Annotated in this window: 12 protein-coding genes; 3 read left to right on the top strand and 9 right to left on the bottom strand. The window is 38.3% G+C overall.

The annotated features are described in order from the left end of the window. Positions 1-38: 38 nt before the first annotated feature. The 3 genes from PHV30_03830 to PHV30_03820 form a co-directional block, all read right to left on the bottom strand. The gene (locus tag PHV30_03830) at positions 39-989 is read right to left on the bottom strand and encodes a homocysteine biosynthesis protein (GenBank protein MDD5456143.1); all 951 of its coding nucleotides are present in this window, start codon (positions 987-989) and stop codon (positions 39-41) included. Further along, a complete protein-coding gene (locus PHV30_03825) occupies positions 986-1,408 on the bottom strand; it encodes a 4Fe-4S dicluster domain-containing protein (protein MDD5456142.1) in 423 nt (140 codons plus the stop codon). The genes PHV30_03830 and PHV30_03825 overlap by 4 nt, the downstream gene beginning before the upstream one ends. A 71-nt stretch (positions 1,409-1,479) precedes the next feature. Continuing rightward, positions 1,480-2,463: a LacI family DNA-binding transcriptional regulator gene (locus PHV30_03820; protein MDD5456141.1), complete on the bottom strand. Its 984-nt coding sequence runs from the start codon at positions 2,461-2,463 to the stop codon at positions 1,480-1,482. Positions 2,464-2,657: 194 nt separating this feature from the next. Between PHV30_03820 and PHV30_03815 the strand changes: the two genes are divergently transcribed. The 3 genes from PHV30_03815 to PHV30_03805 all read left to right on the top strand — a co-directional run bounded on the left by PHV30_03815 (position 2,658) and on the right by PHV30_03805 (position 6,227). Next, on the top strand, positions 2,658-3,833 hold the full coding sequence (locus PHV30_03815; protein MDD5456140.1) for a hypothetical protein: 1,176 nt from the start codon (positions 2,658-2,660) through the stop codon (positions 3,831-3,833). A 190-nt stretch (positions 3,834-4,023) separates the two neighbouring features. After that, the gene (gene rfaD / locus PHV30_03810) at positions 4,024-4,968 is read left to right on the top strand and encodes an ADP-glyceromanno-heptose 6-epimerase (GenBank protein MDD5456139.1); all 945 of its coding nucleotides are present in this window, start codon (positions 4,024-4,026) and stop codon (positions 4,966-4,968) included. A gap of 92 nt (positions 4,969-5,060) precedes the next feature. Next, positions 5,061-6,227: a hypothetical protein gene (locus tag PHV30_03805; GenBank protein MDD5456138.1), complete on the top strand. Its 1,167-nt coding sequence runs from the start codon at positions 5,061-5,063 to the stop codon at positions 6,225-6,227. A gap of 6 nt (positions 6,228-6,233) precedes the next feature. Here PHV30_03805 and PHV30_03800 read toward each other — a convergent pair whose 3' ends face one another. The 6 genes from PHV30_03800 to PHV30_03775 all read right to left on the bottom strand — a co-directional run bounded on the left by PHV30_03800 (position 6,234) and on the right by PHV30_03775 (position 11,799). Next, on the bottom strand, positions 6,234-7,970 hold the full coding sequence (locus tag PHV30_03800) for an ABC transporter ATP-binding protein (GenBank protein MDD5456137.1): 1,737 nt from the start codon (positions 7,968-7,970) through the stop codon (positions 6,234-6,236). Further along, entirely contained in the window at positions 7,943-9,037 is a 1,095-nt protein-coding gene (locus PHV30_03795) for a hypothetical protein (GenBank protein ID MDD5456136.1), read from the bottom strand. Before PHV30_03795 ends, PHV30_03800 begins: the two co-directional genes overlap by 28 nt. Continuing rightward, the gene (locus PHV30_03790; GenBank protein ID MDD5456135.1) at positions 9,027-9,623 is read right to left on the bottom strand and encodes an XTP/dITP diphosphatase; all 597 of its coding nucleotides are present in this window, start codon (positions 9,621-9,623) and stop codon (positions 9,027-9,029) included. Before PHV30_03790 ends, PHV30_03795 begins: the two co-directional genes overlap by 11 nt. A gap of 1 nt (position 9,624) precedes the next feature. After that, positions 9,625-10,890: a phosphoribosylamine--glycine ligase gene (purD, locus tag PHV30_03785; protein ID MDD5456134.1), complete on the bottom strand. Its 1,266-nt coding sequence runs from the start codon at positions 10,888-10,890 to the stop codon at positions 9,625-9,627. A gap of 177 nt (positions 10,891-11,067) precedes the next feature. Next, a complete protein-coding gene (locus PHV30_03780) occupies positions 11,068-11,310 on the bottom strand; it encodes a zinc ribbon domain-containing protein (protein MDD5456133.1) in 243 nt (80 codons plus the stop codon). Beyond that, the gene (locus PHV30_03775) at positions 11,311-11,799 is read right to left on the bottom strand and encodes a TlpA disulfide reductase family protein (protein ID MDD5456132.1); all 489 of its coding nucleotides are present in this window, start codon (positions 11,797-11,799) and stop codon (positions 11,311-11,313) included. Between the last annotated feature and the right edge of the window lie 104 nt (positions 11,800-11,903).

The following is an 11,903-nucleotide window of genomic DNA, read 5'->3' as shown; positions in this document are numbered from 1 at the left end:
GTAATCTTAACGACTTGTGAAATCCGAGTCTGGTAAAACTACTTCTGTATCTTTTCCGCTATTTTTTCGGACAGGTACAAACTGGTAAGGGAGGCTGTTTTCATTTTGTTTTTCTTATAAGTAAAAATAGGTTTTTTCAGGTCTTTAAATGTGGTTTTTTCCAGTTCTTTTTTTGCTGCAATGTCAAAAACATTGAAGCAGCGGTTTTCATTATCAACAATTTTTTCAATGATGTCCTGTTTTTTATTAACGTTTATCAAGGCTCCTATACCTACTGCCAAATAAACGCCAAAGCCCTTTAGACTAAGTCCGCTGATATACAGTGTATCCATTTTCAGGAAATTACCGGTAATTTTTAAATGTCCGTTATTGGAAAATATATATTCAGCGTTGGTCCCACCAAAAAATATTTTATCGATATTTTTACGAAGTTCTATGATAAGCTGAAGTATGCCGCTACTGCGAAAATTGATTGTACTGAAGTTATTTTTGACCATACCGTTCTCGGTAAACTTAAAGTGCTCAGATGAATTTACATAGGCTTTAAAGCCCTGGTACGGATAAATATCGGCGATCAACTCGGCCTCGCTGATATCCTTCATGGTTATATTTTTACGTATTTCATGTTTTTCAAAAACATCATTAATGTAACCGTTCACGCGCAAATCCAAATGCTTTTTATTGATCAAGTCCTCAATTAGGAACGCTCCGCCATAGGTAAACTCACCGGGGAAATGTGAATTCATCGGATCATCCTGGGCCAGAGTTTGTGAACCTACCAGAAAATGATCATTATTTTCGATATGCAGCGGAACATTTTGAAGTTTTGCTGAAAAAGGCTTCACATCAAGGTCTTTTACAGCGAACCTTAAATAGATATGGTCCAGCGGTTCAAAAACACCAAGGGACACTTTGTCCACTTTGGCGGCAGTCTTTTTAAGACCATCCTTGTTTACCATATTCAGTAACTGATGATTGGTAACTATCATTTTAAAAACTCCATTTCGATGGCGTTAACCGGGCAATACTTAAGGCACAAATCACATACAATGCATTGACTTTTATCAAAACACACTTCGTAATTCTTCTGATTGATGGTCAGGGCCTCAGTAGGACATAAGCCTACACATAGACCGCAATGGATACATTTATTGAAATTAAGATTGATTCCCTTTTCCATGTCTTCTACTTCGATATCTTGTGTTTTGAGGAAAGTTATAGCGTTATCCAAATCCTTTTTTTTGCCCATTACTTCCAGAATAAGAAACGAATCCTTTTCTTCCATGGCGCTGGCCTGCAGGATATTGATGACCAGATTAAAGTCTTTTACCAGATGATAAGCAATCGGTTTATTTATTAAATTGGAGGGAAAATGTAGTACCAGTTTTTTTCTGACTTTGTCTACCATAGTGAGTATATATTACTTTATTTATATGGGCTCTGTCAAAAAATTAGCTGAATGCATGTACTAGGGCAGTATTAAACTCTTATTACACTGTTGCCTATATGGGGCACCATATCAATTACCGCGCCTTTATATTTTTCGTCTTTCTTAATAATCAGGATTAAGCCTTTTACCGCTTCGGTACCAATCAAAATCCTGTCCGCTACCATTGTTGTTAATTCCGGCTCATATCTTCTTGTATGGCGGGGAAAGTTTATACCATCAAATCCGGTTATAGAAATTTCGGCTGGAATTCTTATCTTATATTTTTCAGCCACTTTATAGACATAGCAGGCCAACAAATCATTTGAGCACATTACCACCGAATACTTCTTTCCGGCAGACAGCAATTTATTTACCGCTATTTCAACCAGTTCTACTTTGTGATAACTGGCCTGAAAAATATCTTTGTCCGAAAAGTCTATCCGTCTGTCCTTAAGGACATCCAGGAAGGTGGAGTTAAAATTCCCCCAGGCCCAGTCCAGCGGGTCTGTCTCGCCCTTTAAAAGAGCAATATTTTTATGGCCGCAACTAACGACATATTCCAGCAAGTCCTGAATACCGCTCACTGTATTTTGATAAACGCAGGTGAACTGATTATTATGAAAGGGATGCCCGGCAAGAATAAAAGGTATTTTGTATTTAACGGCTTTGGAAATATATTCCTCTGGCGTTCTGCCTACAAATATTATACCGCTGTAATCATAAATCTCTGAATAATCAATTGAAAAATCAGAAAGAATAAGCAGAGGTATTTTCATGGATGATAATTGCTGCTGAATACCAAAAATAACGTCCTGATAATATTCTCCATAGAAATAATTTTTATAATTATCCGCGACAATAATAACCTTTGTCAGAACATTCTTGTTATTCTTTTCAAAGTATCCCATATTCCTGGCGCTGGTCAGAATTTTTTCACGCAGTGTCCTGGAAATTTTTTGCGGATGATTAAGGGCTGTGGAAACGGTTGAGATACCCACACCACAACTGCCCGCAATAGCTTTTAAATTCACCATGCCAATTTATCGAACAAGCTTTATGAAATTTTCACGAATTTTTATGAAATATTTCACGAATATTAACAATATATGCTTAGCATGAGCCAGCAATAAACGTCATTTCGAGCGTAGTCGAGAAATCTGACTTTTAATAATAATAAGGAAATGCATATCCCTCCACTTCGGTCGGGATGACATTAAGAAATAATGAAATGCGAACAAAAATTATCGCTGATAATAACAATAAAATAAACAGTTCTGTCTTTGACAATGCCTTTTTGCAGCGTAGTAATCAGGTTGCCATGGACATAATTACAAGCATATTTCTTAAAAATACCCTGCCTTCTTTTTTTCCTTCAGAACTGCAGCTTGATCTGACAGGTTATTGCAGTTATAAAAAACAGGTACAAAACTTCAAACAACACAAAACCGGCAAACAACCTCCGAAAGATTGCCTAAACTGTTCATATAAACAGGCTGACTTACACACTCATTTACCAATCACAAAAAATCTGTCAATAATCAATTCCTTTGCACATTTTGGCGGTCGACAGCTTTTTCTGACAGGAGGCGGTGAACCGGGAGAATATAAAGAATTCCCGCAAATATTTAAAATGGCTCTGAAACAGGGTTTACTGACCGAATTCAATTCCTGGGGCGCGGCTTTTATGAGGATCAATAAAATCAGGCCTAACCAGCTAAAAGCACTTTATAAGAATTATCAGAACACAATTCAATGGTTCAATGTTTCTATTCATGAACTAAACAATGAACACATTTTTCAGGTTGTTCAAGAGACACGAAAAATTATAGAAAAATATAACCTGCCTTTAAAAATCAGGACATCAATGCTTTTGCATCCTGATACAAATAAAGCAGAAATAAATAACTTCCTCAAAAAAAGTAAAAAATACGGCGCGGCCATGGCTTCTTTTAAACCGGCATATTCTTTTGATGAACAGCAAAAAACCAGAAAATTTTTTAAAAATGAAGCTCTTTACAGCATAATTAAAGATAAGGAAGCTTCCAGCACCCCTCAATTTATAATTAATTCCAACAGGCTGGACCGCTTGCTATACGATTATCGGATGAACTTCCCGGTCTGTTTTGCACCGCTTTTAAAAATGCACATAAACAGCCTGGGGCAAGCAGCTATGTGCTGCGACACCAAAGATATTTCCCAAGGAAATATCAAGCCTTTTATCCTCAGCAGTACTTTTCCTGAAAATCCCGGAGAGTATTTTTTGAAAGCTCAGAAAGGTATGCTATGTTTTACCGACTGGCGGAAATGTGTGCAGGGATGCAATATGTTTGAGGCTAATAATTATTATCATAATATGCTACAGGGTTCTGAAGTATATCAACGATTTTTAAGGAAAATCAAATGAAAACAGTAGACGAATTAATGTATTCTGTCATGCTGAGCTTGACGAAGTGTAGACAGAATATCTAGTGTCAATCCTTCCCTTCGGCGGAGCTCAGGGTAAACTATCTCAGGATGACATTGCTCGAACTACTCATTGCCAAAACTGATAGAAAAAATATACAATGTGAGCAGTAAATATAAGGAGCGGATGCATGATAATCGTTACCGGAGGGGCAGGATTCATAGGGAGCAATATTGTCAAAGCCCTTAATGCCAAAGGCATCAAACAAATTATAGTTGTAGACAGCCTGAAGAATCCCAGCAAACATCTTAATCTTAACGGCTGTACAATTGAAGACTTTGTAGATAAAGAAGATTTCATAAAAAGTCTGGGGCAATATAAAAATATTCGGACCATTTTTCATCTTGGAGCCTGCTCGGATACTATGGAAACCGACGGCCGGTACATGATGAAAAATAATTATGAATATTCCAAGGCATTACTGGATTTTGCCTTACTGCATAATATAGACTTTATTTATGCTTCAAGCGCTTCCGTGTACGGCAATGGTGACTCAGGTTTCAAGGAAGACCCTTCCTGCGAATATCCCTTGAATATCTATGCTTTTTCCAAATACATGTTCGATAATTATGTACGCAATATTTTTAATTACAAAAAGAACCTAAGCTCACAAATTTGCGGGATTCGTTATTTTAATGTTTATGGCTATCAAGAAAACCATAAAGGAAGAATGGCCTCTGTTGCCTTTCACTTAATGAACCAGATTAAAGACAAAGAACCGATGAAACTTTTTGAAGGAAGTCAGAACTTCAAACGTGACTTTATATTTATCGAAGACGCGGTAAAAATAAATCTGTTTTTCTTTGAAAAAAAAGTAAACGGAATTTTTAACTGCGGCACCGGCAAAGCTCAGAGCTTTAATGATATAGCACTCGCTTTACAGAAAATGAATCCTAAAACTGAAATAAAATATATTCCTTTCCCCGACCAATTAATAGGCAAGTATCAGGGTTTCACTGAAGCAGACCTGACCAGGCTGCGCAAGGCGGGCTTTACCGAAAACTTCAACACTGTCGAAGAAGGGGTAAAGAAATACTATAATCAGTTCATAAAAACCGGTGGTTATTTAATCTGACAAAATAAATAAATCAATTTTTTTCGTTACAATTCTTTTTAAATTTTTACCGATATCTATATTTAGAAAACAATAATTAACAGGGGGAGATTATGGATTTTAAATATTTAATGGATATGAACACAAATTATCAGTATGACAGTAAAACAGGCAAAGTAAGTTTTGACCTGGATAAAGACGGTAAATTTGAAGCAGACGAACAATTTGATGCCAGTTCATTTAGCGGTGCCGGTATGCCCTGGACATACGGCACAGACAGCACCGGCACTGTGGATCTGATTTGTCTGGATATGAACAAAGATGATCGCATATCTGTTGATGAGCTTGCCTTTATAAAAAATAACAATATCTACAGCCATGATGGAAACGATATAGGCGATGTAAAAGGCTTTGACGGCACAGGCATAACCACATTCAATATAGATCTGGACGGTACAGCTAACGGAGAATCTGACGATTATGATATTACAATAAAACAGAATAAGATAAAAAAAACCTCAACTTTAAAAACTAATATGCAGAATTTCCTGAACGGCCTGCTGGATTCGATTGCACAGGGAAATTTAGACGAGCTCAAATCCTTTGACAAAAACCAGACAGCAAAATTCTTCCAACAGATAGACAAAATGATCACGAACGGCAAAATCTCCCAGAGCAAAGTTAATGACGCGTTGAGCAAAATGGTAAACAACAGCGAATTTACCGATTACTTTAAAACCCTTAACGCCGATGACCAGAGATTAATGTTCAGGAACATCGCTCTTTGCACCAACGATCCCAGCAATCCAACGGCCGGTTCCAGCGTAGCCAGAGATCTTTTCAGCAAGCTGGATAATGACACGATCAAAAGTATGTTTACCGACGCAGTAAAAGATAATGCCAACAACAAGTGTGTTTGGGTGTTGGACAGGGCTGTGTTGGAGACATGGGGTTCGGACCTGGCTAATTCCGGGAATTCTTTTTATACAAAAATGAATGAACTGAGTGCTTCCGACAGCGAATTCAAGAACACCATGAACACCTTCATGAAAAAACTTAATACCAGGGTAAATCTGGAAGCCAATGAAAATCAGGAGCAGGAAAAGGCTGAAGCTCTATCCAGATACAATAAAAACCATGGTACCACCTATTCGTCATTTACCGAGTTACCGGAAAATGTACGAAAGGTCTGGGAAGAAAGATGGACTCAGCTGAACAGCATAGCGTCATCACTAAAGGGCAAACTTCCTGTTGACCTATATAAAACGGAAGCGGCTTAACCGGAATTAATCTTTTTTGCTGACAGCTGTAAACTGAAAATTCATATCATATAATTTTTTATAAAGGCCATTTTTCTTTAATAGCTCTTTATGAGATCCGCTCTCCACAATTTTACCCTCGTCGAGAACCAAAATCCTGTCGGCATTTATAATTGTTGATAAGCGATGTGCGATTACCAGAGTTGTCCTGTTTTTCATCAGCCTGTCCAGAGCTTCCTGAACAAGCTTTTCCGATTCGTTATCCAGGGAAGAAGTAGCTTCGTCCAAAATAAGTATTTTGGGGTCCTTTAAAATAGCCCTGGCAATGGCTATTCTTTGTTTCTGTCCACCGGAAAGCTTGATGCCCCTTTCTCCGATACGTGTTACATAACCATTTTTCATTTTGAGTATAAATTGATCGGCATTAGCGAGTTTGGCGGCATCTATTACTTCTTTTCTGCTGGCGCCTATTTTGCCGTAGGCGATATTGTTTTCCACGGAACCACTGAAAAGTATCGTTTCCTGCGGAACAATTCCAATATAGCTGCGATAAGAATTACTATTAAGATCTCTTACATCTTTCCCGTCGATTAAAATGGCCCCTTCACTAACATCATAGAATCTGGGTATAAGATTCACAAAGGTAGTTTTGCCAGCTCCGCTAGGCCCAACGATAGCTACAGTTTCTCCGCTTTTTATTTTGACATTAATATTGTCCAGGACCTTGTTCTGCCCCTCGGGATAAACAAAAGAAACATCTTTAAATTCTATATCTCCGTGAAGGTTTTCCAGTATAACCGCATTTTTCTTGTCTTTTACAGAAGGAATAATATCCAGGATTTTAAAAACCCTTTCCGCGGAAGCCATGGCGCCGACAACGAGAGTATAGACTTTACTTAAGGCAATTACCGGGTCTATTAACAGCAGTATCCCGGTAAAAAAAGCTATAAGCTGTTCAACGGGCATTTCATTCAAAACAACCTGCTGACCGCCATACCAGATAACAAGAACTATAGAAAGGAATTGCAAGAACCCTATAACCGGTTCCTGCAAAGCTGATATGCGTACATTACGCATGGTAAATTTGAAATTCCTTTCATTTTCCCGCACAAACCTTTTGGTCTCGAAATTTTCCATGACAAAAGCTTTAACAATTCTTATGGCAGCTATGGATTCCTGCAAAACGGAAATAATATCCGCATTTTTACGTTGTATTTTACTGCTGATTTTTCTGATACGGTTAGCGAAAATCTGGATAAGATAAATAAAAACCGGTAAAACTATGAAGGTTAAAACAGTAAGTTTCCAGTTGATTATTACAAGATAGATGAAAACTCCGATCAAAGTGAGAGTTTGCGGTATTATCTGGGTAAAGCTCTGGCGAATGACATTTTCTATGGCCCCGATATCATTGAGCACACGACTGATAATATCTCCTTGTCTGTATTTCTCAAAAAAATCCAGGGAAAGGCCCTGTATGTGTTTATAAAGCTCAACTCTTAAATCGATTGTAAGTCTGCTGGAAATATAGGCCATCCAGTAGGTCTGGAAATAAGTGGACAAAAGCCTCACTATATATAAACCTATAGTGTCTATGATATAGATATTAAAAAGCCAGATATCCTTTGATGCTATGGCCTTTGAGATATCGCGGACCAGAGCAATAAAATAAACATTGGTAGCTGAAAAAATAAAAGCAAAAAATATAGCTACAAGTAATTTTTTATAATATGGTTTTATGTATTTGAGGATTCTAAAATACATTCTATCTCCCTGGTTATCCTGCCTGCGGCTCCATGCTTGCCCATTACCAGCGGACCCTCTTTTTGTACTTTCTGCAGAAACTTGAAATCCTTCATTTTTTTCAGAATTTGCTTAGCTATTATACCAGAATCCCGCGAGTCTACAAATTCAATTAATCCCTTAAGGAGCTTCCTTTGCTGAATAAATCTTTCCCTTGTAGTCTGAGGTCCCTTTGCCGGAAAACAAAAAACAGGTATGCCGCAGCCGATACATTGTTCATTTGCCGTACCTGCCAGACCGATTACACAGGAGGCTTTATTAATAATGTCAGAGAAATCGGTAAATATAATCTTCTGCCGAACACCACTGTTATTAAATCTCTCAGGTTGCAGATGAGAAGAAACAGCCACATGAAAAGTCCATTCTTTCGGAAAATGTGTTATAACCTGTTTAACAGTTTCGTAATTGCGATAGGCTTCGAATCTGCTGCCGGGAAGTATACCGACTACAGTTTCGCTATCATCTACTTGCCTCTTGCTGATATCTATCAGGTCCATCATTACATTACCGGCATACTCAGCCAGCACACCTTCTGCCAACAGGTTATCAGCTGTCACCTGATCTCTTGCAAAAACGCGAACTTTATATTTTCTAAAAAACCATTTTTCAATCGCGAAATGAGGCTCAAACAGATCAGATTTGGCGGTTGCGATCAGTATTTTATTATCTGATTTTATAAAAAGTGCCGATAGGATAAAAGGGAAAAAATCACCTACACTTACGACCAGATCATATTTAATTTTTCGGGCGTTTTTTACCTGCTTATAATGCAAAAACAGTAAACCGTTGACAATGTCTTTGAAGAATACCGACACGGATTTAATAAAACCTCCAGACAGCATTTCTTTCTGTGGGCCTATTATTTTTATTCCTTTTAGGGCTGAATATGCGAGTCCTCTGCCAACAAGTGGCAGTGCATAAATGTCAACATTTCCTTTTTTTTGCAACTCTTTTATGACAGCGCAGGCAATCAGGTCCTCGCCGTGACCATTTGATAAAAATAAAACTTTAGAATGTTTATTTGTCATCGCCTAAATAATGTTCCTGAATATAGATTTTGACCTGTTCCAGTGCTCGAAATCTGTGGCTGAGCAAATTTTTTTCTTGTTCGGACATCTCGGCCATTGTCTTATTCTTTGAAGGCACAAAAAAAATCGGATCATATCCGAAACCATTCTGACCTTTCATCTCATGGATAATCTGCCCCTTAACTATTCCCTCGAAAGTTTTACTGATATTTTTCAGAGGGTCTACCAACGCCATCACACAATGAAATTGGGCACTTCTGTCAGTGGCTTGCTCCATCTCCTTTAACACCTTATTACAAAGCATTTCTTTGGTAGCGCCAACACCGGCGTACCGTGCTGAATATATGCCTGGCGCGCCATGTAAACATTTTATTTCCAACCCGGAATCATCAGCCAGAACTATTTTATTTATTGCGCCTGCAATGGTCCCGGCTTTCAGTAACGCATTTTGGGCAAAAGTTTTACCGGTTTCCTCAATCTCCGCAGAGTATCCGATATCTTTTAAAGACAAAACCTTCCAGAAGTTTAAAATAGCAGCTACTTCCCTTACCTTATGGGCATTATGACTGGCAAGAACAATTTCCATTTTAGAGATGTTTGAAAGCCTTTTGTCCGATGTCTTTACGGAACATTTTATTATCAAACTCGATCAGTTCTACATCCGCATATGCTTTTCTTATGGCTTTATTCAAATCCTTATCCAGAGCAACCACACCCAGCACCCGTCCGCCATTAGTTATTACTTTGTCCTTATCCAGTTTTGTACCAGCGTGAAACACCAGTTGGGAGGTCTTGTCCAATCCTTTTATTTCCTTGCCTTTTTCATAAGAACCAGGATAACCCTCACTTGCCAGAACAACGCAAACCGCGTATTCATCTTTCCATTTCAGGTTCAATTCCGATAACCTGTCTTCGCAGACCGCTTCCACCACATCTACCAGGTCTGTTTCCAGTCTGGGAAGAACCACCTGGGTTTCCGGGTCTCCAAATCTGGCATTGAATTCCAATACTTTCGGTTCGCCTTTGCAAATCATAAGCCCTGCATATAGAACTCCACGATAAATAATACCTTCTTTTTGAAATCCTTCCAAAACTCTGGCAAAAACCTCTTTATTAATTTTTTCCATTAATTTTGAATTGATAATCGGAGCCGGAGAATAAGCGCCCATACCTCCGGTATTCGGCCCTTTATCGTCATCAAATGCTGCCTTATGGTCCTGAGCAGGAACCATCGGCACAATAGTTTTAGTATCAACAAAAGCCAGAATTGAGGCTTCCTCACCCTGCAAAAATTCCTCAATAACTACTTTATTGCCAGCAATACCAAATATCTTGTCCTGCATGATTTGTTGCAGAGTTTTTACTGCTTCACGCACATCCTGAACAATGTATACTCCTTTGCCGGAGGCCAGCCCGTCTGCCTTGATTACCAAAGGATAACGCGCCTGTCTGTCGCAATATTTCATGGCCGCGTGCATATCTGAAAACTGCTCATACTGTGCTGTAGGAATATTATATTTAAGCATGAATTCTTTGGAAAAAATCTTGCTGCCTTCCAGCTGAGCGGCATGTTTAGCGGGCCCGAATACTCTTATACCTTTAAGCTCAAAGTAATCTACTATTCCCTCAACAAGAGGTATTTCAGGGCCAACAATAACCCGATCAATATTTTTATCTAAAATATATTTATGGATCAAGGGAAAATCGGTTTCACTTCCAGGCAAATTTTCAGCCAAAAGAGCAGTGCCGCCATTACCTGCCATTACATAAATTTTTTTTACTTTTTTACTCTGCGCTAATTTCCAGACAATAGCATGTTCTCTGCCCCCGCTGCCTATTACCAGTATATTCACGCTTTACCTCCATAAAATGCTAACAACTTCTAGTTATTAACTGTATTGAGAATTTTTTGTCATACTTCGTCAAGCTCAGTATGACAAAAAATTAAACTGTTCACCCTTCGTCAGGCTCAGGGTGACAGAAGAAGTATATCATACCTGAAGGTCTGAGCAAAAACAAAAAAAACCATACTAATTTGAACAGCAGGCACAGCCGTCACCATGACAGCCAGCCTGACCTGAATCTTCTACGCAAGATTCACAGTCAGCTGAATCCTGAAAATTTGTTTTATTAAAAGCTATATTGGATAAAACTTTTTCGGAATCGGTTTTGCCGCAGGACGGGCACATTTGCGGCTGGTTACGTTCTTCAATTTTTACAGATTTGGAAAATCTGCAATGACAGTGCCGGCATTTATATTCGTATTTTGCCATCTATTTCTCTCCTTTACCTTCCTTTTTAAGCTCTTTGATTAAATTTTCATAATAATCCAAAGGATAGTACCCAAGATTATTTTGAATAATATTCTGATTTTTATCCAGAACCAGAGTTACAGGATATGCACGAATTGACAAATACGCGCGGATTTCATCACTGCCTCTGATTACAGGAAAATTTATACCCAGTTGTTTAATGAGCCGCACCACCAAGTCCGGATTGCTGTCAAAAGCGACTGCCAGGTGACCGATTTTCTGATACCCGTATTTTTTCTTGAGAATCACGAAATCTTTTAACTCCTCGCGACAATAAGGGCACCATGTCTCAAAAAAACTGACCAGTGTATAATCATTTTCTTTAATCAAACTACTGATACTGACAGGTTTATTTTCAAGGCTTGTTAATTTGAAGTCAGGCAGCTTGTCTGCCATGGTCCAGGTAAAAGTCAGCAACATAATAAATATGAACATATATTTTTTTAACATCTTATACTCCTGTAAATCTTAATTTTCCCAAAAACAACAGAATTCCCAGAAGGATCAAAATTATTCCGCTGGCATACTGAATCAGGCCGGAATATTTTTTTATT

This window comes from Candidatus Margulisiibacteriota bacterium (assembly GCA_028715625.1).
GTDB lineage: Bacteria > Margulisbacteria > Riflemargulisbacteria > GWF2-35-9 > GWF2-35-9 > JAQURL01.
This window is presented reverse-complemented; position numbering and strand designations above follow the sequence as displayed.